19 protein-coding genes and 1 tRNA gene are annotated in these 23,790 nt (G+C 65.3%); 12 read left to right on the forward strand and 8 right to left on the reverse strand.

Features of this window, described 5'->3' with window-relative positions:
- Positions 1-573 carry a histidine phosphatase family protein gene (locus RT513_RS11370; protein ID WP_290690155.1) on the reverse strand — a complete coding sequence of 191 codons (573 nt, stop codon included), beginning with the start codon at positions 571-573 and terminating at the stop codon, positions 1-3.
- Between the two features lie 113 nt (positions 574-686).
- On the opposite strand from RT513_RS11370, the gene RT513_RS11375 reads away from it, so the two are divergent.
- The gene (locus RT513_RS11375; RefSeq protein ID WP_290690150.1) at positions 687-2,480 is read left to right on the forward strand and encodes a sensor histidine kinase; all 1,794 of its coding nucleotides are present in this window, start codon (positions 687-689) and stop codon (positions 2,478-2,480) included.
- Here the strand turns inward: RT513_RS11375 and RT513_RS11380 are convergent.
- The gene (locus tag RT513_RS11380) at positions 2,477-5,197 is read right to left on the reverse strand and encodes an HAD-IC family P-type ATPase (RefSeq protein ID WP_290690148.1); all 2,721 of its coding nucleotides are present in this window, start codon (positions 5,195-5,197) and stop codon (positions 2,477-2,479) included. The two genes, RT513_RS11375 and RT513_RS11380, sit on opposite strands and share 4 nt — an antisense overlap.
- A 229-nt stretch (positions 5,198-5,426) precedes the next feature.
- Between RT513_RS11380 and RT513_RS11385 the strand changes: the two genes are divergently transcribed.
- From RT513_RS11385 to mutL, 3 genes are read left to right on the forward strand one after another with little or no spacing between them, the layout of a single operon-like run.
- Positions 5,427-6,836 carry a M16 family metallopeptidase gene (locus tag RT513_RS11385; protein ID WP_409518410.1) on the forward strand — a complete coding sequence of 470 codons (1,410 nt, stop codon included), beginning with the start codon at positions 5,427-5,429 and terminating at the stop codon, positions 6,834-6,836.
- Positions 6,833-8,143, forward strand: a complete 1,311-nt coding sequence (locus tag RT513_RS11390; protein ID WP_290690147.1) for a pitrilysin family protein — start codon at positions 6,833-6,835, stop codon at positions 8,141-8,143. The genes RT513_RS11385 and RT513_RS11390 overlap by 4 nt, the downstream gene beginning before the upstream one ends.
- A gap of 43 nt (positions 8,144-8,186) precedes the next feature.
- The gene (gene mutL, locus RT513_RS11395; RefSeq protein WP_290690145.1) at positions 8,187-10,031 is read left to right on the forward strand and encodes a DNA mismatch repair endonuclease MutL; all 1,845 of its coding nucleotides are present in this window, start codon (positions 8,187-8,189) and stop codon (positions 10,029-10,031) included.
- Positions 10,032-10,067: 36 nt separating this feature from the next.
- On the opposite strand, the gene der is transcribed toward mutL, so the two are convergent.
- The 4 genes from der to RT513_RS11415 all read right to left on the reverse strand — a co-directional run bounded on the left by der (position 10,068) and on the right by RT513_RS11415 (position 14,817).
- Positions 10,068-11,528 (reverse strand): ribosome biogenesis GTPase Der, encoded by a 1,461-nt coding sequence (gene der / locus RT513_RS11400; protein WP_088213719.1) that lies wholly within the window; start codon positions 11,526-11,528, stop codon positions 10,068-10,070.
- A 58-nt stretch (positions 11,529-11,586) separates the two neighbouring features.
- Positions 11,587-12,894: a PQQ-like beta-propeller repeat protein gene (locus RT513_RS11405; protein WP_088213720.1), complete on the reverse strand. Its 1,308-nt coding sequence runs from the start codon at positions 12,892-12,894 to the stop codon at positions 11,587-11,589.
- Positions 12,895-12,954: 60 nt separating this feature from the next.
- Complete coding sequence (locus RT513_RS11410) at positions 12,955-13,614, reverse strand: tetratricopeptide repeat protein (protein ID WP_088213721.1); 660 nt, start codon at positions 13,612-13,614, stop codon at positions 12,955-12,957.
- A gap of 75 nt (positions 13,615-13,689) precedes the next feature.
- Positions 13,690-14,817 (reverse strand): PQQ-dependent sugar dehydrogenase, encoded by a 1,128-nt coding sequence (locus tag RT513_RS11415; protein WP_290690143.1) that lies wholly within the window; start codon positions 14,815-14,817, stop codon positions 13,690-13,692.
- Between the two features lie 162 nt (positions 14,818-14,979).
- Here RT513_RS11415 and RT513_RS11420 point away from each other — a divergent pair, with 162 nt between their 5' ends.
- From RT513_RS11420 to RT513_RS11455, 8 genes are all read left to right on the forward strand, one after another.
- A complete protein-coding gene (locus RT513_RS11420; protein WP_290690142.1) occupies positions 14,980-16,164 on the forward strand; it encodes an ABC transporter substrate-binding protein in 1,185 nt (394 codons plus the stop codon).
- Between the two features lie 93 nt (positions 16,165-16,257).
- The gene (locus RT513_RS11425) at positions 16,258-17,034 is read left to right on the forward strand and encodes an ABC transporter ATP-binding protein (protein ID WP_290690141.1); all 777 of its coding nucleotides are present in this window, start codon (positions 16,258-16,260) and stop codon (positions 17,032-17,034) included.
- A gap of 31 nt (positions 17,035-17,065) precedes the next feature.
- Positions 17,066-17,776 carry an ABC transporter ATP-binding protein gene (locus tag RT513_RS11430; RefSeq protein ID WP_290690140.1) on the forward strand — a complete coding sequence of 237 codons (711 nt, stop codon included), beginning with the start codon at positions 17,066-17,068 and terminating at the stop codon, positions 17,774-17,776.
- Positions 17,777-17,779: 3 nt separating this feature from the next.
- A complete protein-coding gene (locus tag RT513_RS11435) occupies positions 17,780-18,241 on the forward strand; it encodes a hypothetical protein (RefSeq protein ID WP_290690138.1) in 462 nt (153 codons plus the stop codon).
- A complete protein-coding gene (locus RT513_RS11440; protein WP_088213726.1) occupies positions 18,241-19,251 on the forward strand; it encodes a branched-chain amino acid ABC transporter permease in 1,011 nt (336 codons plus the stop codon). Before RT513_RS11435 ends, RT513_RS11440 begins: the two co-directional genes overlap by 1 nt.
- Complete coding sequence (locus RT513_RS11445) at positions 19,248-20,552, forward strand: branched-chain amino acid ABC transporter permease (protein ID WP_290690137.1); 1,305 nt, start codon at positions 19,248-19,250, stop codon at positions 20,550-20,552. Before RT513_RS11440 ends, RT513_RS11445 begins: the two co-directional genes overlap by 4 nt.
- A 379-nt stretch (positions 20,553-20,931) precedes the next feature.
- A tRNA-Leu gene (locus tag RT513_RS11450) sits at positions 20,932-21,015 on the forward strand.
- 240 nt (positions 21,016-21,255) lie between these two features.
- Positions 21,256-22,131 carry a tyrosine-type recombinase/integrase gene (locus tag RT513_RS11455; RefSeq protein WP_290690136.1) on the forward strand — a complete coding sequence of 292 codons (876 nt, stop codon included), beginning with the start codon at positions 21,256-21,258 and terminating at the stop codon, positions 22,129-22,131.
- A gap of 422 nt (positions 22,132-22,553) precedes the next feature.
- Here the strand turns inward: RT513_RS11455 and RT513_RS11460 are convergent, their stop codons facing one another.
- Positions 22,554-23,183 carry an SOS response-associated peptidase family protein gene (locus RT513_RS11460; RefSeq protein ID WP_313534049.1) on the reverse strand — a complete coding sequence of 210 codons (630 nt, stop codon included), beginning with the start codon at positions 23,181-23,183 and terminating at the stop codon, positions 22,554-22,556.
- 377 nt (positions 23,184-23,560) lie between these two features.
- The gene (locus RT513_RS11465) at positions 23,561-23,755 is read right to left on the reverse strand and encodes a hypothetical protein (protein WP_313534050.1); all 195 of its coding nucleotides are present in this window, start codon (positions 23,753-23,755) and stop codon (positions 23,561-23,563) included.
- Positions 23,756-23,790 lie beyond the last annotated feature (35 nt).

Genomic DNA, 23,790 nt, shown 5'->3' on the forward strand with positions numbered 1-23,790 from the left:
TCAGGCGGTCAGGGTCTCCATGCGTCCTGCCTGAATGCGCCATACCACGCCCTGCCGGTCCTCCAGATAGGGCAGTTCCTCCTCCGCCAGACCAAGGGCGGCCCCGCGCAGATAGCGGGAGAAGAACCCGTGCGTGACCAGAACGGCTGGGCCGTCAAGCCGCGTCAGAACCGCCTCTGCCCGCGCGCGCAGATGGGCAAGCGGCTCTCCTCCCGGCGCTGCGGCATACCACGCGAGCGGGTTGGACAATGTGGCGGAAGCGGGCCAGCGATGCGCAATCTCCTCCAGCGTCAACCCCTCCCACGCCCCCATGCCGATTTCCCGCAGGTCCGGCTCAACCTCCACGGGGCCAAGCGGGGCAAGTGCGATTTCGGCCGTATCCAGTGCCCGGCCCAGCGGGCTGGAAAGGAATCGCCACCCCCGCCAATCGCGCCGATTCGCTTGCAGCAGGCGGTGAATCGCCACAGCCTGTGCTTTCCCCGCCGGTGTGAGTGCGGAATCCTGCCGACCCTGCATCCGCCGCTCCCGGTTCCAAAACGTTTCGCCGTGGCGAAGGATCAGCAGCTCTGTCATGAAACCGTCAAAAGTACAGGTTGAAGTCGAGTTACCCTGAGCTAGCGCTTGCGTCTACACGCCAAAGGCGATTAGCATCTTTTAAAACAAATGTGTTCGAAAGAGGAGATGGCATGAGGATCGACAATCCGCTCACTCTCCCCGCTTGTCCACCTTCACTCGAGAGAACTCCTGTGGATGCGGAACTGGAGGAGATCCTCGCGCTGGCTGCGGATGCGGCACAGTCGCAGGTGGCGGCCGTGCTTGCCTTCTGCCCTCTCGGCGCGAGGGTTTTCGCCGGGCGTGGCCTGCTCCGCCACCCGGAAGGCTATGTCCCCGTCACCGCAAGCGTCTATGAACGCATGTTCCCTTCCTGCAGAGCCGTCACGCTGCCTGCGGCGCATCTTCCGACGGACATCCGCCGCATCCTCTCGACCGAGACTTCCGGCAGCTATCTGGCCTTTCCGCTTTTCGTGGACCTGGACCGGCGCGGTCTCCTGATCCTGCGGCGCGAGGGGCCGGCGGGCTGGGCCGAGGCAGAGATCGCTCATCTGGAGCGTTTCGCCCGGCTGATCAGGCTCAGGATGCGCAACATGCTGGACGCGGTTGCAGCCCAGACGGTATTCGAGCAGGCCGATTCCGGCCTGCTGATCGGTCGCTTCCTCACCGACGATACCGGGGAGGCGAGCGATCTGCTCATCGAAAATGCAAACAAGGCCTTTCGGGTCTTTGTGAACAATGACGTGTCGGACCGTCTTTTGGCGCTCTGGCCCGATCCGACCGTGATTCTCGCCGCCGCAGCAACGCTCATGCCCGATACGCCTATGCAGCGGCTGGAGCTTCCGGGGCCGCGCGGCGGAAAGGAATGGTTCGAAGCCCGCTTCCGGCGGCTGGCGGACGACCGGCTGTTGCTGCTCGTGACGGAAGTGAGCGAACGGCGGCGGCTCTTTCAACGGCTCGTGGAGCAGGAGGAGCGGCGGCGGCTGGCCAACCGTCTGGCGGAGCTGGGCGTCTGGGACTTTGACCCGGCGACGGGCGATGTGACGGTGGATGACAACCTTCGGGGCATGTTCGGCGTGATCGGCGCGCGTCCCATCGGTTTTGCCCAGGTGCTCCGCGCTATCCCCAACGAGGATCGCCGCCGCGCCCGGAGGGAAGCCGCGGCCCTCCTCCTCACCGAAAACCGGGAGGGGGTGAGCTTCCCCATCCGGGTGAAGGGAATCGACGACGGCATCATGCGCCATGTCATGCTCAGCGGTGTCCGCATGACGCGGCACGACGGGCGTCCCGCATGGCTGATCGGTGCCGCCCGCGACATCACCTCAAGGGTGGAGCGCGAGGAGCGGGACCGTCTGCTGCATCAGGAGCTTGGCCATCGGCTGAAGAATACGGTGACGCTGGTGCTCGGGCTGGTCAACCAGACCTTCCGTACCTCCCGCGACATCGAGGGCGCCCGGACCGCGCTTCTGTCACGCATCCGGGCGCTCGGCGCGGCGCATGAGCATCTCCTGCTTGGTGATACCAACGGCGCGCGGTTCGAGGATGTGGTGCTGGGCGCGCTCGCCTTCGGCGAGTTCGAGCCCGAGCGCATCTGCGCCTCGGGGCCGGAACTTCGGGTTGGTCAGCGGTCTGCGCTCCATCTGGCGCTGGTGCTGCATGAACTGGTCACCAATGCGGTGAAATACGGCGCCCTCTCCTCTGACGCAGGCCGTATCGCGATCCATTGGTCGATCAAGGATCAGGACGCCGTCATGGAATGGCGGGAGAGCGGCGGTCCCCGCGTTGCCCCGCCCGCCCGCTCCAGCTTCGGCACGCGGCTCATTGCCTCCGGGCTGACAGGCGGCGGACAGGCGGCGGCGGACATCCAGTATCGCCCGGAGGGCTTCTACTGCCGCCTGTCCGCCCCGCTTTCCGAACTGGCGGGCTAGACGCCGTCTTCCATCCGCGCCATCAGGCCGGTGCGCAGGAATATCTGTTTCTCCAGCTCGCAGATTACGAACACCGCCAGACCGAAGAGGATCACCACCGCCCCGTCCAGCAGCGTCAGCGGGCGGGTATCGAACAACTGCTGCATGACCGGCAGATAGGTGAACAGAAGCTGCGCCACCACGACCACCGCCACAGCACCCAGCACCGCCGGCGTCCCCTTGAAGCCAACCGCCCGGAGGGAGCGGACATGCATATAGCGGACGTTGAAGAGGTAGAAAATCTCCATCACCACCACGGCGTTCACGGCAAGCGTCCGCTGCCCGGCCAGATCATAGCCCCGGGCGGCACCATAGGCCGATATCCCGAATACGCCGATGGCGAACAGCAAGGACACCAGAACCACGCGCCAGAGCATGAAGGGCGTCAGGAGTTGCGCCCCGGCAGGGCGTGGCTTGCGTTCCATCACATCCGGTTCCGGCGGCTCAAAGGCCAAGACCAGGCCCAGCGTCGCCGACAGGATCAGGTTGATCCACAGGATCTGCACCGCCGACATGGGCACCGGCCAGGCCAGCAGCAACGCGACGATCACCGCCACCGCTTCGCCGCCGTTGGTCGGCAGCGTCCAGGAGATGACCTTGCGAATGTTGTCGAAAACGGTCCTTCCCTCTTTCACGGCCGCGACGATGGTGGCGAAGTTGTCATCGGTCAGCACCATCTCGGCTGCCTGACGCGCGGCTTCCGTCCCCTTCCGGCCCATCGCGATACCGACATCCGCCTGCTTGAGCGCGGGTGCATCGTTCACCCCGTCACCCGTCATGGCGACAACCTCTCCCCGTGATTGCAGGGCACGCACGATGCGCAGCTTGTGCTCGGGGCTGGTGCGCGCGAAAACCGTCGTGCGTTCCGCCACATCGGCAAGATCGGCATCGGTCAGTGCCTCGACCTCCGCCCCGGTTGTCGCCAGCGGGTTCTCCGCCATGCCAAGCTGCCCGGCAATCGCCCGGGCGGTAAGCACGTGATCCCCCGTGATCATCTTCACCCCGATCCCCGCCGAGCGGCATAGGGCGACCGCCTCCGTCGCCTCCGGCCGGGGAGGATCGATGAACCCGGCGATACCGAGGAAGGTAAACCCGCGTTCCATATCCGTCATCGTCAGGTCATCGCGCTCCGCCGGACGCTCGGCAAAGCCAAGCACCCGCTGGCCCGCCTCCGCCAGCGCGTTGATCCGCTGCTGCCAGAGCGCTGCGTCGAGCGGCCCGGCGCTGTCGCTGTCGCACATGGCAAGCACCGCCTCCGGTGCGCCCTTCACCCGGATCATCCGCCCCTCGGGACCGCCGGTCAGCACCGCGAGGAAGCGGTATTCCGCATCGAACGGAATTCCGTCCAGCACCGGCTCCGTTTCCCGCTCGACCTCTCCCATCCCGGCCTTGGCGGCCACGGCGAGCAGCGCACCATCCATCGGGTCGCCTGCAACGCGCCAGGTTCCCTCCCGCTGGATGAGCTTGCCATCGTTCGCGAGCATCCCCGCGCGAAGCAAGCGCATGGCGCCCTCCGCAGAGACCTCCTGCCCGTTGCGGAGGAACCGGCCCTCGGGCGTATAGCCTGCGCCCTCCACCTGCCAATCACCCTCAGGCGTTATGATGCGCGCAACCATCATCTCGTTCAGGGTGAGCGTGCCGGTCTTGTCGGAGCAGATCGTGCGCGTCGCACCGAGTGTCTCCACCGCCGGAAGCTTGCGGATGATGGCATGACGCGCAGCCATCCGCCGCACCCCGATGGCCAGCGTGATGGTGATGACGGCGGGCAGGCCTTCCGGGATCACCCCGACGGCCAGCGCGACCGAGATCAGCAGCGCCTCCTCCCAGCCGTAGGCATCGACGAAATGGGCATAAAGAAACACGGCCACCGCACCGACAAGCGCGACCAGCGTGAACTGTCGTCCGAAGCGGTTGATCTTCTGGAGAAGCGGTGTCGTTCCGGTCTCCACCTCGCCGATCATCACGCTGATCCGCCCGATCTCGGCCCGCGGGCCGGTGCCGACCACCAGCCCCTGCGCCTGCCCCGTCGCGACCAGCGTGCCGGAGAATGCCATGTCGGAGCGGTCGCCGATCGCTGCAGCGGCAGCAACGGGCCGGGTGTCCTTCTGCACGGGAACGGACTCGCCGGTCAGGATGGACTCGTCGATCACCAGATGCCGCGCGCGCAGCAGGCGGAGATCGGCGGGCACCTGATCCCCCGCCTCCAGCAGCACCACATCCCCCGGGACAAGATCGCGCGTGTCCACCTCCACCCTCTCGCCATCCCGCAAGGCGACGGCATGGGGCGCGATCAGCTCCCGGATGGCGGAAAGCGCCTGTTCCGCCTTTCCCTCCTGCACGAAGCCCACGATGGCATTGGCCAGCACCACGGCAAGGATGACACCCGCATCAATCGGATGGCCAAGCAACAGGGCCGCAGCTGCAGCCGCAATGAGAAAATAGATCAGCACGTTGTTGAACTGCGCAAACAGCCGGACGATTGCGGGCCGTGCGGCCTGTTCCGGCAGGTCGTTGGGCCCGTAGCGGGTCAGCCGCTCCGCCGCTTCGATTGAGGACAGCCCCTCCAGGCCGGCACTCAATCGATCTGCAGTGGCCTCCGCTGTCAGGGCATGCCACGGATCACCGGAAGCATCGGTCAGATCAAAGGACGGAACGGGTTTGGAGGTCTGGACTTGCACGTGCTGTCTCCTGCGATCCCTCACAGCTAAGGTAGGCGCAGGATCCGCATGAACAAACGACAAATAGTGGGCAAGCAGGCGGAAGGGTCGGGACCGGTCCGCCCGTCACTTCCCCGTCAGCCGGAGGTGCCGCAGGTGATACGGTCTTGATCTGGCGCACGCTGCCGTTAGGTTCCGCGGGGCAAGCGCCTTTCCGGGCGCCATCCAGCGGAAATCTGCGGAGGTTTTCATGCCGCGCCTGACCGGCCTTTTCGTTCTCGCCCTTGTCGCGCTCCCTGCGGCGATACCGCTCGTCCGGCCCGCGATGGCCGCAGAGGCGGTCACCACCTTCTCTCTTCCCAACGGCATGCAGGCCATCGTGGTGGAGGATCACCGCGCGCCCGTCGTGGTGCATATGGTCTGGTACAAGGTGGGGTCCGCCGACGAGAAACCCGGTACCTCCGGCATCGCGCATTTCCTTGAGCACCTCATGTTCAAGGGCACGGACAAGATGGCGTCGGGCGAGTTCTCCAGAGTGGTGGAGGCGCAGGGCGGCAACGACAATGCCTTCACCTCCTATGACTATACCGGCTACTTTCAGCGGGTGGCCGCCAACCGGCTCGACCTGATGATGCAGATGGAAGCGGACCGGATGCGGAACCTCCACCTGACGGAGGAGGAGGTCACCACCGAACGCGCCGTGATCCTGGAGGAACGCAACCAGCGGGTGGAGAACGATCCGGGCTCCCTGCTGAACGAACAGCAGCGCGCGGCGCAGTATCTCAATCACCGTTACGGCATTCCGGTGATCGGCTGGCGGCACGAGATGGAAAAGCTCGACCAGCAGGATGCGCTGGCCTTCTACCGGACCTATTACGCGCCCAACAACGCGATCCTCGTCGTCTCCGGCGATGTGGAACCGGCAGAGGTGAAACGGCTGGCGGAGGAAAACTACGGCCCGCTGAAACCGTCCGAGAACCTGCCCCCCCGCATCCGCCCGCAGGAGCCGCCGCAAATCGCCGCCCGCCGCGTCACGCTGGAAGACGGCCGCGTCGCCCGTCCCTATGTCATGCGCACCTATCTCGCGCCCGAGCGGAATACCGGGGATCAGAAGGAAGCCGCCGCGCTGACCGTGCTGGCGGAACTGCTGGGCGGCGACCCCGCGACCTCCGTGCTGGGGCAGAAGCTCCAGTTCGAAACGCAGGCGGCGCTTTCCACGGGCGCATTCTACGATGGCGTGGCGGTCGATCCCACGACCTTCGGCCTCTATATCGTGCCCGCGGCGAACGAGGGGCTGGCGGACGCGGAAGCCGCGCTCGACAAGGCTCTGGCGGAGTTCATGACGGAGGGGGTGAATGCCCAGCAGCTTGAGCGGATCAAGACACAGCTCCGCGCCTCCGACATCTATGAGCTGGACAACGTGGACCGTATCGCCCGCCGCTACGGAGAGGCCCTGTCCGTCGGGCTGACGGTGGAGGATGTGCAGGCGTGGCCCGACGCGCTCCGCGCGGTGACGGCCGAGGACGTGATGGCGGCGGCACATGATGTCTTTGACCTCCGCCGCTCCGTCACCGGCTGGCTGACCCGCCCCGCCGATGCGCCCGAGCCGCCCCCCAACGCCCCAATCGCCGGCCCCGCCGAGGGAGACATCGCCCAATGATCCGCTTCGCCTTTACCCTTGCCACGAGCATCGCCTTCGCATTCCGTGCCCTCGCCGCCGTGGATATTCAGGAAGTGACCTCTCCCGGGGGGATCAAGGCGTGGCTGGTGGAGGAGCACTCCATCCCCTTCACCGCGCTAGAGATCCGCTTCAAGGGCGGCGCCAGCCTTGACGCCGAGGGCAAGCGCGGCGCGATCAATCTGATGTCCGGCCTGCTGGACGAAGGCGCGGGCGATCTGGATTCGCGCGCCTTCTCCGCCGCGCGGGAGGACCTGGCGGCAAGCATCCGGTTCAACGCCTCGGACGATGCGGTTTCTGTCTCCGCCCGCTTCCTGACGGAAAACCGGGCGCAGGCGGTGGACCTGATCCGCTTGGCGGTCACCGAACCGCGCTTCGACGAGGATGCCATAGACAGGGTCCGTGGGCAGGTTCTGGCCTCCATCGCTTCCGACGCGCGTGATCCGAACGCCATCGCGGCGCATACCTTCGCCCATCTCGCCTTCCCCGATGACCCTTATGGAACCGCCATCGACGGAACGGAGGAGAGCGTCCGCGCGCTCACCCGGGACGACCTGATCGCCGCGAAGGATCGCGTCATGGCCCGCGACCGGGTGGTCGTCTCCGCCGTGGGTGACATCGACGCGGGGGAACTGGGGCGCATCCTCGATGAAATCCTCGGGCCTCTTCCCGCGACGGGGGCGGACATGCCGCCTGCCGTCTCCTATGATCTGGCGGGCGGAACGACGGTGGTGGATTTCGATACGCCGCAGTCGGTGATCCTGTTCGGCCAGCCGGGGATCGACCGCGACGATCCCGATTTCTTCCCGGCCTTCGTGCTGAACGAGGTGCTGGGCGGCGGACGTTTCACCGCGCGGCTGATGAAGGAGGTGCGGGAGAAGCGCGGCCTGACTTACGGCATCTACACCTCCATCGCCAACTACGACCGCGCCTCCTATATCGTGGGGTCGGTTGCGACGGTGAATGCGCGCGCGGGTGAGACGCTCTCCGTCATCCGTGACGAATGGGCCAAGGCGCAGGCGGACGGCATCACGCAGGAGGAGCTGGACGCGACCAAGACCTACCTGATCGGCGCCTACCCGCTGCGTTTCGACGGCAACGCGACCATCGCGCGGATCCTTGTCGGCATGCAGGCGCAGGGCTACGGTCCCGACTACATCACCAGGCGCAACGACTTCATCGAGGCCGTGACGCTGGAGGGCGTGAAGCGCGTGGCGGCAAAGCGGCTAGCCCCGGAGAAGCTGCATTTCGTCGTGGTCGGCCATCCCGAGGGCGTGACGGCGAACTGATTGGGCTTTGAGTCGCGTCGGGCGGCGTGCTACACCATGGGCCATGCAAGCCGCTCGCCACAACATATCGACCGACGCGCCGGTAATCCGGCAGCTTGACGACTCCGTCATCAACAGGATCGCCGCCGGTGAAGTGGTGGAGCGGCCCGCCTCCGCCGTTAAGGAACTGGTGGAAAACGCGCTGGACGCGGGCGCGCGGCGCATCGACATCGCCTATGCGGACGGGGGCAAGACGCTCATCCGTGTCACGGACGACGGATGTGGAATGCGGCCTGCGGATCTGCCGCTCGCCCTGTCCCGCCACGCGACGTCCAAGATCGACGGGTCCGACCTGCTTGCCATCCATTCCTTCGGCTTCCGGGGAGAGGCGCTGCCCTCCCTTGGCGCGGTGGGCCGGCTGACCGTCACCTCCCGCGCAAAGGGGGAGGAGGCCGCCTCCCTTCGGGTCGCGGGCGGCGTGCCGGAGGGGGTGCGGCCTGCGGCTCTCGGCAGCGGAACGGTCGTCGAACTCCGCGATCTGTTCTATGCAACACCGGCGCGGCTGAAGTTCCTGCGCTCGGACCGGGCGGAGGTTCAGGCGATCGGAGAGGTCGTCCGCCGCCTCGCCATGGCGGAGCCGTCCGTCGCCTTCACCCTCCGCGACGAGACGGCGGATCGCACCATCCTGCGGCTGGAGGCGGAACAGGGCGATCTGTTCGACGCGCTGCACCGCAGGCTGGCCCGGATCATCGGCAATGACTTCGCCGAAAACGCCCTGCCCATAGAGGCGGAACGGGAAGGGCTGCGGCTTTCCGGTTACGCAGCACTCCCCACCTATTCCCGCGGGTCGGCGGTGGCGCAGTATCTGTTCGTGAACGGACGTCCGGTGGCGGACCGTCTGCTGATCGGGGCGCTTCGGGGCGCCTATGCCGATTTCCTGAGCCGTGACCGCCATCCCGCTGCCGTGCTGTTTCTGGACTGCGACCCGCACCGGGTGGATGTGAATGTCCATCCCGCCAAGGCGGAGGTGCGATTCCGCGAACCTGCCCTCGCCCGCAGCCTGATTGTCACGGCGCTTCGTCATGCGCTGGCGGAGGCGGGGCATCGTGCCTCCTCCACCGTTGGAGCGGAAACGCTGGCCGCCTTCCGTCCGGAGGAAGCCGCGGCGCAGCCCCGCATCTACCAGATGGACCTGCCGAGCCGTCCCTTCCGCCCCTCACCGCAAGCGTTGGGCATGGCCTATGCGGCGCAGGCTCCCGGCTTTGCGGAGGGCCCAGCGGCCCCGGTTTCCGCCCGCAGCGAAGGGCCTTCCGATATGCCGGAGGCCAGCCACCCGCTCGGCGCCGCGCGGGCGCAGATGCATGAGAACTACATCATCGCCCAGACACAGGACGGCATCGTCATCGTCGATCAGCATGCCGCGCATGAACGGCTGGTCTATGAGCGTCTGAAACGGCAGATGGCGGAGCACGGCATTGCCCGGCAGGCGCTGCTGATCCCGGAGGTCGTGGAACTCTCCACCACCGATGCGGGGCGGCTCCTGGACAACGCCGCGGAGCTGGCGGACCTCGGGATCATCATCGAGCCGTTCGGGGCGGGAGCCGTCGCCGTGCGCGAGGTTCCCGCGCTTCTGGGCACGGCAGAGGCCGCACCGCTCCTCCGCGACATCCTGGACGAACTCGCGGATATGGGCGAGAGCCGCACGCTCCGCGGACGCCTGGACGCCGTGCTCTCCCGCATGGCCTGCCACGGGTCGGTGCGCTCGGGGCGATGGATGCGAGCGGAGGAGATGAACGCCCTCCTGCGGGAAATGGAAGCGACGCCCCACTCCGGCCAGTGCAACCATGGCCGCCCGACCTATGTGGAACTGAAGCTGTCCGACATCGAACGGCTGTTCGGCCGCCGCTGACCGGTATCGCCCGGAACGCGGAGGCGCGGGCCGCCGTCAGCTCTTGATCGGCTTGCCCACGTGTTTGCGCAGACGCGAGGGAGTGGATTTCTTCTTTGCCCGGTAGGGGTTCTTGTCCGACTGGCTGCGCAGCGTCAGCCGGATCGGCGTTCCGGGCATGTCGAAGGAATCACGCAGCCCGTTCACCAGATAGCGGCGATAGCTCTCCGGCAACTGATCGGGATGGGAGCACATCAGGACAAAGCCCGGGGGCCGTGTCTTGACCTGCGTCATGTAGCGCAGACGGATACGCCGGCCCCCCGGAGCGGGCGGCGGATGCGCCTCCGTCATGGCGCCGAGCCACTGGTTCAGCTTCGCGGTCGTGATGCGGCGGTTCCAGACCTGATAGGCGGAGATAATCGCGTCATGCAGCCGGTCCAGCCCGCGCCCCGTCGCCGCGGAAACGGTGACAAGCGGCGCGCCCCGAAGCTGCGGGAGGGAGCGGTCGAACTGCTCCTTCAACTCGCGGAGCTTATCCTGCCGATCTTCCACCAGATCCCATTTGTTGACGGCGATGACGACCGCGCGCCCTTCGGTCTCCGCGAAGTCGGCGATGCGCAGATCCTGCTGCTCGAACGGGATTTCCACATCGAGCAGCACGACCACCACTTCGGCGAACCGCACGGCGCGAAGACCGTCGGAGACGGAGAGCTTCTCCAGCTTGTCCACCACCTTGGCCCGCTTGCGCATCCCGGCCGTATCGAAGATGCGGATGGGCGTGCCCTGCCAGTCGGCCGCGACGGAGATCGCGTCGCGCGTGATGCCTGCCTCGGGCCCGGTCAGCAGACGATCCTCGCCGATGATCCGGTTGATGAGCGTCGATTTCCCGGCATTGGGCCGCCCGATGACGGCGATCTGAAGCGGCTTTGCGCGCGTGGGAACGGGAACGGCATCCTCGTCCGTCTCCCCCTCGGTCACATCGACATCCGTGACGGGAGCATAGTCGGAGGCGCGTGCCTCGAACTCGTCCGACAGCGGCACGAGGACGCGGTAGAGATCGTCCATCCCCTCGCCATGCTCGGCCGAAAGGCGCAGCGGCTCGCCAAGGCCCAGCGACCACGCCTCCAGCGCGCCATCTTCGCCCGCACGCCCCTCGGCCTTGTTCACGCCGAGAATGACATGGGCGTTCTTGCGGCGCAGAATGTCGGCAAAGCCCTGATCCGCCGCCGTGATCCCCGCGCGTCCATCGACAAGGAACAGGCAGATGTCCGCCATTTCCACCGCACGCTCCGTCAGGCGGCGCATCCGGCCCTGGAGACTGTCGTCCGTCGCCTCCTCAAGCCCCGCCGTGTCGATCACGGTGAAGCGGAGATCGCCCAGCCGCGCCTCGCCTTCGCGCAGGTCGCGGGTCACGCCCGGCTGGTCATCGACAAGGGCGAGCCGCTTGCCGACGAGCCGGTTGAACAGCGTGGACTTGCCGACATTGGGCCGCCCGACGATGGCGAGGGTGAAGGACATGACATGACTCCGGTTCCGCCAAAGGGGCGGCGAGGGGCTTCCTTACACGTGCTTTGGCTCAGCGGAAAGCGCGGAGTTGCCCATCCCGCGTGACGACGTAGAGCGTTCCGCCCGCAATGGCCGGGGCGGCAGCCGCGCCATCGGGCAGTTCCTGCGAGCCGATCAGCGCGCCGGAGGCCGGGTCGAAGCTGCGGATCACCCCGTCGGAGGAGACGAGCAGGAGCCGCCCGCCCGCCAGAAGCGGCCCGTAATGGACAAAGATCTCCGCCCGCCGCTTTTCCTTCTGGGGCACGAAGAACGGCAGGTCGCGCACCCAGACCGGCGCGCCGGTGGCGCTGTCGAGCCGGACGAGCTTCGCCTCGTCATTGACGAGATAGACCGCGTTGCCGCTGACGGCGACGGGGCCATAGGATCCCTCCCGTGCCGTCCACCGCGCGTCTCCCGTGCGGGCGTCGAGTGCGACCGTGCCGCCGCTCTGGTTCCCCGCATAGACCGTGTCGCCCACGATCACCGGATCGCTGGTGATGTCGGTGAAGCCGGACCAGGCGCGGCCCACCCGCTTGCCCGCGACCGCCGCCTCCCAGAGCGACGCGCCCGAGCCTTGCGTGACCGAAATGAGGTTGCCCGAGGCGAAGGGGAAGATCACCATCCCTTCGCCCACCGCCGGGGCCGATCCGCCCATCACGCCGGAGACGGAGGGCGTGCCGGGCAGCGTCCAGAGCACCTTGCCCGAGGTGTCCAGCGCCCAGGCGCTCGAATCCCGCGCGACGACGTAGATGCGGTTTCCCGCGACCGCTGGCGCGCCCATCGCGGGCGCATCGAACCGCTGCCGCCAGAGTTCCGCCCCCGAAGCCGCGTCCAGCGCAACGAGGTCACCGTAGGCCGTGGTCACGTAGAGCCGGCCATCCGCCGTCGCAAGTCCCCCGCCGGAGCGTGTGCCCGCAGCGCCGGACCGCGGCAGAACGCTCTTGCTCCAGAGCGTCTGACCGGAGGTGGAGGTCGCCACGACCTGCATCGCGGCGTCGAGCGTGTAGATGCGGCCACCCGCGATCACAGGCTCCGCGGTGATGCGTCGCCGCTCGCTGTCGCCCTGCCCGATGGATGCCGACCAGATCGGCGTCAGCGTGCGCCCCAGCGCCGGGTTGGCCAGCCGGTGCGCGGCATTGCCGCCGGGTTGCGTCCATTCCGCATTCGCCGTCTGCGCAGGAAGCGAGGCGGGCCGGGATTCGTTGCCCGGCCGGGGGTTGTGATAGCCGGAGATGGTATCGCGAATGTCGATCCGCTCGCCGGGAAGGCGTTCCTCGGGCTTGGAGCAGGCCGTCGCCAAAGCCGCCAGCGCAAGTATCCCGATGCTCCGTTTCAGCATGTCGCGCGCCCTGTCCCTTTATCCTGTCTTGCGTCGCGTTCCGAAGTCCGCGCCGATGTGTCAGCCCGCATCCAGCGTGCCGCCGAGGGCGACAATCAACTGGCTTGCACGGCGACGCAAGCCCGGCGTGACATCCGGCTCCTGAAGGAGCGCGCGAAGTGTCGTCATTGCCGTCTCCCGGTCGCCGGAGGCGATTTCCAGAAGGGCCACCTGCTCAAGCGCCAGCGCCCTATAGGGCGCACCCGGGCGGGACAGTTCGTCAAGCGCCGCGCGGCGGTCGGCTTCCGGCATGGTATCGCCCGCTGCGATCACCTGACGAAGCCGCGCCAGCTCGCGCCATGCGGGAGCAAGCGAGCTATCCCCCGCGACGGCAGCAAGGGTATTGGCTGCCGAAGCGGGTTCTCCCGCCGCCGTGGCCGCATCCGCCGCCAGCATCGCCGCCAGCGCCCGGCGCCCGCCGGTTTCCCGCGCGGCGATCGCTTCAAGCGTGCCGTGACGCGCCGTAGCATCCTCTGCCTGAAGGGCCGCGATCATCTCGTCGCCGAAGGCTTCCGCCGATTCCCGCGCCTGATGCTTGCGCCATTCCCACACGCCCGCCCCGCCGACGACGAGCAGAACGGCAAGCGCCGCCACCCAGCCATAGCGCAAGGCGGCGCCCTTCAGGCGCTCGCGGCGCACCTCCTCGTTGACTTCGTCGAAGAAATGATCGGGATTGCTCACTCGAGGCGCCTCCAGCCGGAACCGACGTCCTCTTAGCCGATAGCGGGCGGGCTTGCCAACCCCGCCCGCCCCGACTTACTGGCTGTCCGCGCCCTGCGGGGCCATCCGATAGATCGCGCCATCCCCGACGGACGCGAACCAGATCGACCCGTCGGGTGCGACCTCAACGGCGCGCACCCGTGCGGTTTCCGGGGATTTCAGACGTTCCTCGGTGAAACCGTTCTGCGGGTCCAGACGTGCGATATAGTCGAACTTCAGACTACCGATGAAGTGATCCCCCTCCCAGTCGGAGAACATCTCGCCCGTATGGATGGCATAGCCGGAGGGCGCCATGGAGGGATCCCAGAACAGCACCGGCTGCTCCATTCCCTGCTGCCTGGTGCCCTCGCCGATACTGGACCCATCATAGTGAACGCCGTAGGAGATCACCGGCCAGCCATAGTTCCCGCCGCGCTCGACCCGGTTGACCTCATCCCCGCCTTTCGCGCCGTGCTCATTGACCCAGAGCTGCCCCGAGGCATCAATCGCCGCCCCCTGGATGTTGCGGTGGCCCAGCGACCAGATCTCGGGCCGTGCGCCCTCCTCGTCCACGAAAGGGTTGTCAGCGGGCACCGAGCCGTCACGGTTGAGCCTGAGCACCTTGCCCTCGATCCGCGACATGTCCTGCGCGGGATCGAACTTCTGCCGGTCGCCGGTTGTCAGAAAAAGATATCCGTCCGGCGCTTCCACCACGCGGGAGCCGAAGTGACCGTTCCCGTCCACACCCGGCGCCTGGAACAGCACGCGCAGGTTTTCCAGCCGTGTTCCGTCAGCTGCAAGCGTACCCGCGGCAAGCGCGGTGCCGGCCCCGGAACCTTCACGTCCCGCATAGGTCAGAAAGACCTCGCGGCTCTCGGCGAAGTCGCGCGGGATCATGACATCCAGAAGTCCGCCCTGCCCCCGCGCCACGACGTCAGGCCCTCCCCGGACAACGGTGGTCGCTCCCTTTCCGTCATGGAGCGTCAATCTGCCGCTCCGCTCCGTCACCAGAAACGAACCGTCGGGCAGGAAGGCGAATCCCCATGGTTCTTCGAGACCGGTCGCCACCGCCGTGACGCTGACAGGACCGGCGGAAGTCTGCATCGTTGCCGCCATGGCAGCGGGGGCCGCCGCAAGCGCGAGGCCGGCGGCGATCATGGCAAACGGGCGGTTCAGGCGGGTCATCTGCGCTCCTCTTTTCAAATTTGGCTCCCTGTCAACGATCGCGCAGCACATTCGATCCCGGCGCGGCGGGGGACGTGATGACGCAGGCAAAGGACGCTTTCTTTTCGAAATGAGCCGGTCTAGGCTCACCTTAGAAAAAACTAAGTTACAGGGAGTAACACGATGAAACGGATGCTTCTCGCCTCTGCGGCGATGGCAATTCTGACGGGTGCCGCCAGCGCGGAAGAAGTCAAGATCGGCATCTCCATCGGCTTCACCGGCCCGCTTGAATCTCTCGCGCCCGCGATGGCAGCCGGGGCGGAACTGGCGATGAAGGAAGTCAGCGACTCCGGCAAGCTGCTGGAGGGATCGACGCTGGTTCCGGTGCGGGCCGATTCCACCTGCATAGACGCCGCCGCCGCAACCGCCGCAGCCGAGCGGATCGTCACGTCTGACCGCGTCAAGGCGATCATGGGCGGCATGTGCTCCGGCGAGACGATCGCCACGCTGCAGAACGTCGCCATGCCGAACGGCATCGTGATGATCTCCCCGTCCGCGACCTCTCCGGCCCTTTCGACCATGGAAAGCAACGGGCTGTTCTTCCGCACCTCTCCCTCCGACGCCCGTCAGGGTCAGGTGATGTCAGAGATCATGGCAGCGCGCGGGATCAAGAAGGTCGCCGTGACCTATACCAACAACGACTACGGCAAGGGTCTTGCCGACAGCTTCGTCGCGGCGTTCAAGGCAGCGGGCGGCGACGTGACAATCGTCGCCGCGCATGAAGACGGCAAGGCCGACTACTCCGCCGAAGTCGGCGCACTCGCCGCTGCGGGTGGAGAGGTGCTGGTCATCGCGGGCTATATCGACCAGGGCGGCGGCGGCGTGCTCCGCGCGGCGATCGACTCGGGCGCCTTCGACACCTTCGAATTCCCCGACGGCATGGTCAGCCAGACGCTGGAGGACAAGTTCGGCAAGGAGATCAACGGCTCCTTCGGGCAGAACCCCGCCGCAGCGGGCGAAGGCCGCGACAAGTATGTGGCCATGGGAAAGGAACATGGCTTCGACGGCACGTCCGCCTTCTCCGCGGAATCCTATGACGCGGTGGCGCTGATGGCCTTCGCCATGGAGGCGGCGAAATCCTCCGATCCGGCCCAGTGGAAGACGAAGGTCATGGAAGTGGCCAATGCGCCGGGTGAGAAGATCTATCCGGGCGAACTTGCCAAGGGGCTCGAACTCATCAAGGCCGGTCAGGATGTGGATTACGTCGGCGCGACGGCCGTCGAACTGGTGCCTCCGGGTGAAAGCGCGGGCTCCTATCGCGAAGTGCAGTTCACCGACGGCAAGCTGGAAGTGGTCGGCTACCGCTGACCCCCGCCCGCGAGGGCTCAGCCTCTCATCTTCCGGGTTCGCGCTGTCATCTCGGCGCGGACCCCTCCTCCCCATGTAAGGACATGTTCGCGGATGATTGTCGTCCACGACCTGACGAAGCGTTTCGGCGGCTTCCACGCAGTGGACGGCGTCTCGCTGCGCATCGAAACCGGCTCCATTACCGGTCTCATCGGCCCCAACGGCGCCGGCAAATCCACCCTGTTCAACGTGATCGCGGGCGTACTGCCGCCATCATCCGGGCGGGTGGAGATGGATGGGCAGGACATTACCGGCCTGCCCCCGCACACGCTCTTTCATCGCGGCCTTTTGCGCACGTTTCAGATCGCGCAGGAGTTCTCCTCCCTCACGGTGCGCGACAATCTGAAGATGGTGCCCGCCAACCAGCGGGGCGAAACGCTTTGGAACACGTGGTTTGCCCGTGGCCGCATCGCCGAGGAGGAGCGCGCCCTTGCCCGCAAGGCCGATGAGGTGCTCGACTTTCTCACCATCTCCCATCTGGCGGAGGAAAAAGCGGGCAATCTCTCCGGGGGGCAGAAGAAACTGCTCGAGCTCGGCCGGACCATGATGGTGGACGCCAAGATCGTCTTTCTGGACGAGGTGGGCGCCGGCGTGAACCGCACCCTGCTCAACACCATCGGCGATGCGATCGTGCGCCTGAACCGGGAGCGCGGCTATACCTTCTGCGTCATTGAGCACGACATGGATTTCATTGGGCGGCTCTGCAATCCGGTGATCGTCATGGCGGAGGGCAAGGTGCTCGCGCAGGGCACGGCGGACGACATAATGAAGAACGAAGCGGTGATCGAGGCCTATCTCGGCACCGGTCTGAAGAACAAGGTGACGGCGTGAATATCTGCGCAGAAACACTCGGGAGCATCGTGTGAGCGCTCCCTTCCTTATCGGTGATGCGATGACCGGCGGCTACGGCGCGGCCGACATCCTCCACGGCTGCACCATCGCAGTTGAGCGGGGGAGGATCGCGGTAATCGTCGGCCCCAACGGCGCGGGCAAGTCCACCGCCATGAAGGCGGTCTTCGGCATGCTGCCGCTCCGCGGGGGCAAGGTGCTGCTGGAGGGGGAGGAGATCACCTCCCTTTCGCCACAGGATCGTGTCGCGAAGGGCATGGCCTTCGTCCCCCAGACCCATAACATCTTCACCTCCATGACGGTGGAGGAGAACCTGGAGATGGGCGCCTTTCTACGCCGCGACGATATCCGCCCGACGATGGAGCAGGTCTATGATCTGTTCCCCATCCTGCGGGAAAAGCGCCGCCAGCCGGCGGGTGAGCTTTCGGGCGGGCAGCGACAGCAGGTGGCCGTCGGCCGTGCGCTGATGACCCGGCCCAAGGTGCTGATGCTGGACGAACCCACCGCGGGTGTCTCTCCCATCGTCATGGATGAGCTGTTCGACCGGATCATCGAAGTCGCGCGAACGGGGATTTCCATCCTGATGGTCGAGCAGAATGCCCGGCAAGCGCTGGAAATTGCCGACAAGGGCTACGTCCTCGTCCAAGGTGCCAACCGTTTCACCGGAACCGGGGCGGAGCTTCTCGCCGATCCCGAAGTCCGCCGCACATTTCTGGGAGGCTGAGCAATGTTGCCTGCTGTCCTTCTTGCCGCCATCCCGCTTCTGGGCGCCACCGCGAACGGGCTTGAGTGCAAGCTTGACCACCGCTGTATGAGCGGCGTCTGCCTCTCCTCCGAACCCGCGGCGATGCGCGTCGTTTTCGTCAGAACGCCGAACCCCGCCAAACCGACCGTCTTCGTATTGGGCAACGAACGGCTCATGCAGGGCATGGAGATCAGCGAACGCGAAATCCCGGCCATGTCGAGCGTGTTCGGGAGTTTCGAGTTCAAGCCCAGGACCTATGCCTATGCCGTCGGCCGGATCGAAAGCTACGATCCCGCAACCGGCAGCGTGGAGGTGGCCGTCGGCGGGAACAGCCTTTCCGTCGCCGCAGATGGTCAGGCGGAGGTGACATCGCTCCGGCAAGGCCGCCCCGGCATTTCCTGGCTCACCCGATACACCGGAACGTGCACGACGAGGAACTTCTAGTGGATCTGCTGAACGCCCTCGCCACGCTCGCGAATTTCGTCATCATCCCCGCGCTTGCCTATGGCAGCCAGCTCGCGCTCGGCGCGCTCGGGGTCACGTTGATCTACGGGATACTGCGCTTCTCCAACTTTGCCCATGGCGACACGATGGCCTTCGGCACCGCCGTGACCATCCTGATGACATGGTATCTTCAGTCCATCGGGGTGGCGATCCATCCCCTGCCCACGGCGCTCATCGCCCTTCCCGTCGGCATCGCCGTGACGATCGCGCTGCTGCTTGGCACGGACAGGGTCGTCTATCGCTTCTACCGCAGACAGCGGGCGGCGCCGGTGATCCTCGTCATCGTGTCCATGGGCGTCATGTTCATCATGAACGGCATCACCCGCTTCCTGATCGGCGTGGACGAAATCAGTTTCGATGACGGCGAACGCTTTCTCATGACTGCGCGGCAGTTCCGCGACATGACGGGACTCGATGAAGGCGTGGTCATCCGCTCCAGCCAGGCGCTGACCGTGGTCACGGCTGTCATCACCGTGGGCGTTCTGTTCTGGTTCCTCTACCGGACGCGGACGGGCAAATCCATGCGCGCCTTTTCGGACAATGAGGATCTGGCCCTGCTCTCCGGCATCAATCCGGAGCGGGTGGTGATCGTGACATGGGCCATCACCGCGGTGCTGGCAACCATCGCCGGCGTTCTTTACGGGCTGGACAAGTCCTTCAAGGCCTTCACCTATTTTCAGCTTCTGCTTCCGATCTTTGCCTCTGCCGTGGTCGGCGGGCTCGGTAATCCGCTGGGCGCCATCGCAGGTGGTTTCGTCATCGCGTTTTCGGAGGTGACCTTCACCTACGCGTTCAAGAAGGTCGCAACCTACCTGCTGCCCGACGGCCTCGCGCCTGACGGGCTGCTGCAACTGCTGTCCACCGACTACAAATTCGCCGTCTCCTTCACGATCCTCATCATCGTGCTGCTGTTCAGGCCCACCGGACTTTTCAAGGGGAAATCGGTATGAGCCCGCGTCTCCGCACCTTCCTGCTCTTTGTTCTGGTCGCGCTTTTGTATGTCTCCACCGGCTTTCTGCAAAGCTGGACGCTGGCTCTCACCATCTTCAACATGGGGATCCTGTCCGCGATCATGGCGCTCGGCGCGAACATGCAATGGGGCTATGCCGGGCTGTTCAACATCGGCATCATGGGCTTCACCGCGCTTGGCGGACTGGCAGCGGTGCTGATCGCCATGCCTGCCAATCCGGGCGCCTGGGCGGCGGGCGGATGGCGACTGGTCGCCGCCCTGCTGATGGGCGCGGCAACGATAACGCTCGCCGTGCAACTCTGGCGGCGGATGCATTCCGGTGCAGGCCGGACGCTCGCCATGCTCTGCGTGCTGATCGTCGGCTTCTTCGCCTATCGCTGGCTGTTCGATCCGGCTGTCACCGCGATCGAGGCCGTGAATCCCGCCTCTGCAGGCAACCTCGGCGGTCTTGGCCTGCCGGTTCTGCTTGCCTGGCCGGTTGGCGGGGCGCTGGCGGGGGCTGCAGCCTGGGGCATCGGCAAGGTCGCCTTGGGCCTGCGTTCGGACTATCTTGCCATCGCGACGCTCGGGGTTGCCGAGATCATCGTCGCAGTGATGAAGAACGAGGACTGGCTTGCCCGGGGTGTCAAGAACGTCGTCGGAATCCCGCGCCCCGTTCCCTATGAGATCAACCTTCAGAACGACGCGGGTTTCGTGGCTCAGGCCGCTTCGTTCGGACTGGACCCGGTGACTGCATCCACGCTCTGGGTGCGCATCTGCTATGCCGGGTTGTTCCTCGCGGTGCTCATCGTGTTGATGGTGCTGCTCGAACTCGCGCTGAAATCTCCGTGGGGCAGGATGATGCGCGCAATCCGCGACAATGAAATCGCGGCGGAGGCAATGGGCAAGGATGTCCGCCGCCGCCATCTGCAGATCTTCGTTCTCGGCTCCGCGGTCATCGGTCTTGCGGGGGCGATGATGACCACGCTGGACGGCCAGCTCACGCCCACCACCTACAATCCCCTGCGCTACACATTCCTTGTCTGGGTGATGGTGATCGTCGGGGGGTCCGGCAGCAACTGGGGCGCGGTGCTGGGCGGTTTTCTGATCTGGTTCTTCTGGGTGCAGGTGGAACCTCTGGGGATCCTGCTCATGCAGGGGCTGACCTATTTCATGGCGGACAACTCATGGCTGCGCGGCCACCTTCAGGACAGCGCCCAGCATATGCGGTTGATGACCATGGGGATCATCCTGCTTCTCGTGCTGCGTTTCAGTCCCCGAGGCCTGATACCGGAGCGGTAATACCGCTTCGGCTCCACGCTGCCCGGAATTAGATCAAATGCCGAAAAGGGAGGAAGGCCGCATCGGCCTGTTTGGCGAGATGTCTCTCTCCACGCCTCGCCAATAAAAACGCTTGCTGAAGACTTCCCGCAGGACCTTCAGCAAGCGTATGAGTTGGCTCTTCTCGCAGCGCGCCAGGCGCCCGTGATCACCCCCATGACCACGTCCCTTATCGGGATTACTTAGATATATGCCAAGGCGCCCCCTGCGGCCAGCCCAAATATACAAAAGAATATCTTCCAATTTGTTTCGAAATATCAGGGCTTGGCAAAGGCCCGACTTTCCCGTCACCGGACTTGCAAAACCTCTCCAGACAGCGCATTGAGAGACCGCAATCCGTGCCGGGATGGCGGAATGGTAGACGCAGCGGTCTCAAACACCGCGGCCGCAAGGTGTAGGGGTTCGAGTCCCCTTCCCGGCACCACGGATTTCCCTGTTTTGCCGTAAGCGGCAGAAAAATAGGGAAATTAACCAAAGACTTCCCGACAGTGTTCCTCTTTTAGCCTTACCTGTAGCCCCGAATCGCCAGACCATTTACGCACGGATTCCGCACGCATTACGCACGAGGGGTCACGTGGCATACATTCGGAAGCTACCATCTGGCAGCTACAGGGCCGAGGTCGCGAGGGCCGGAAAGAGAATCTCGAAGGTCTTTCCGACCAAGATGGCGGCGAAGGATTGGGCGGCTCGTCAGGAGTACCTTATCGCCGAACAGGGCGAGGAAGTGCCAGCCGGGACTTTCGGAGACCTGCTCGACCGTTACAGCCGCGAGGTGTCGGACAAGAAGCGCGGCTCACGATGGGAGACGATCCGGATCGAGAAGATTAAAAAGGACAAGCTGTCGCAGGTGCAGCTAGTCGCACTCAAGGCCTCTGATCTCGCGGATTGGCGCGACAGGCGGCTGGCAGAGGTCGCTCCGGCATCCGTCAATCGTGAGATGCACATTCTCTCTGCGGCCCTCAACGTCGCGCGCAAGGAATGGGGCCTGATCAAGAGCAACCCCATGGAGGACGTGCGCAGGCCAGCGGCCCCGCCGCCACGCGACAGGCTAGCCACTGCTGACGAGATGGATCGGCTACAGCACGCGGCCGGGACGGACCTGCAATATGCGACCGCCCGGGCCTACCACGCGTTCCTGTTCGCTGTGGAGACTGCGATGCGCGCCGGGGAAATCGTCGGGCTGACCAGCGACAGGATCGATACCAAGCAGCGTGTGGTAAAGCTGTTGCAGACCAAGAACGGAAGGCCGCGGGACGTGCCCCTGTCCAGTGAGGCAATCCGCCTTCTTGAAGATTTGCCTAAGGCGGACCCTGTGTTCGGCCTGACATCTCAACAGCTGGACGTGCTCTGGCGGAAGATCAGGGACAAGGCCGCCGTCGACGGGCTGACATTCCATGACAGCCGACACATGGCCATCACCAGGCTATCGAAGAAGCTCGACGTGCTCGCCCTCGCGCGCATGGTGGGCCATACCAACATCAAGATGCTGACCGTCTATTACAACGAGTCGGCAGAGGAACTTGCGAAGCGGCTAGACTGAGCCCGACATTGACTCCCGCCCACAAAGGTTCGATCAAGCCATCATCTGATATAGGATGTGAGAAGTTAGGTGGTTGTATTTGCTCTATTCGTTGCCGTCATGGTCTTTATTGGATTCCTCTCGCTCGTAGGGTCCCCATCCGAAACGGAGACAATGATCGGCCTAATCATTGCCACGATCGTTTTCTTGTTCGCTCTCATCGGAGGGTGGAGATCAAAATCTCAATCACACGAGCAAGACCAAAACGAAAAGATCGCCGCGTTAGAAAGGGAGGTAGAAAGGCTAAGGTCACGGAAGCCGTAGCAAGCTATATCGGATCGGATAGCTAGTCCTGCCGTCGCTTGCCAATGGTACGTTTTCGACCGGTTCACCCCGCATCCACCCGCGTGCATGCCGGACACCCGTATGACTTTTTGGCCAGATCACGTCGGGGTCTCATCAATCGCCAGCGAGCCGTCGGGTAGCGGTCGCTGAAGCGCTCTCGCCTCCGACCAGGATGCCGAGAGCCATGTATGCCACTCCTCAGGCTCCGTAAGAATCGCCGGCATCGCCTTAGGATGCACGGCCCCTACCTCGGCGTTGGGGGCGCAGGTCAGAAACCCGTAAAGGTCGTCCGTCGTGGGGCCATCCTTGAGCTTACGGACGCTTGTCCAGCTCGGCACGAATATTCCGGCGAAGAAAACGGGTCTGTCGTCATTGGGTCGAAACCAAGCATTCCCGGCGCCAGCGCCGCGGGGCTCCGCAAAGCTCGTCAGGGGCACGAGACACCGGTACTCAGGGGCGAGCCAGCGCCGCCAATGCGGCGAGGCTGTATTGCGGACGTTCGTCACGCCGCGATCGATCCCAGATTTGGTATGGAACTGCGGCGGTGACGGCAGACCCCACCGGGCCATCTGCAGCACAAGGTCCTGGCCATCCTGGCGCACTACCGGGGCCTGCTGATCGGGATAGATGCCGGTGAGAGGTGGGAGATTGCCGATCCGATAGGTCAGCGCGGGGAAAAGCCGTCGCATGGCCTCTTGCGGACGCGTGCTGCTGTAAAGATTGCACATCAGGCTGGCTCATCCCTCCAGATCCATTTGACGATCTGACGGACCGGGCGTCGCACGGTCAAGCCCTGCAGCTCGCTCGCGGCGGGGAGCCTCCCCCGCATTGTCATGTACTCCATCGATCGGCACCGGGAGCACGGCCATGGTGCGACATGCGCTTCGTGGAAAGCGCCCACGACCTGCACCAGATCGACCGCCCAGTAATGGACAGTGCGGCGGCATCCCCCGCAGTAGACCGTCATCAACAGGCCCGAGCTGGCGGCATCGGACATGTTGCGATTGTGGAATTTGTTGGTCGAGGGCGTGGTTGGCATATAAGAACATTCGCAGAACATCTGCGATTCTGCCATATCTCTCGCATTGCTTGCGTTCGATGATAGCTAGCGGCACCCCGCATCCACCCGCGCGATCAAGTCCCGCCCAGCCGCACGGCTCTGCGGCCCGCCGTCCGCCACCAGCGCGGCAGCAAGCGCCGTCCGGGACGCCTCCGTGCCGTCGCAGACCGCCTCACCGCTGCGACCTGTCGCGCAGCCAGCGAGCGTCGTCATCAGCATTGCCGCGAGATACGTCCGCATCGTCCAACCTCCTGCGTGTGTCCTGATAGTCCTGC

This window comes from Haematobacter sp., assembly GCF_032102465.1.
Lineage (GTDB): Bacteria > Pseudomonadota > Alphaproteobacteria > Rhodobacterales > Rhodobacteraceae > Haematobacter.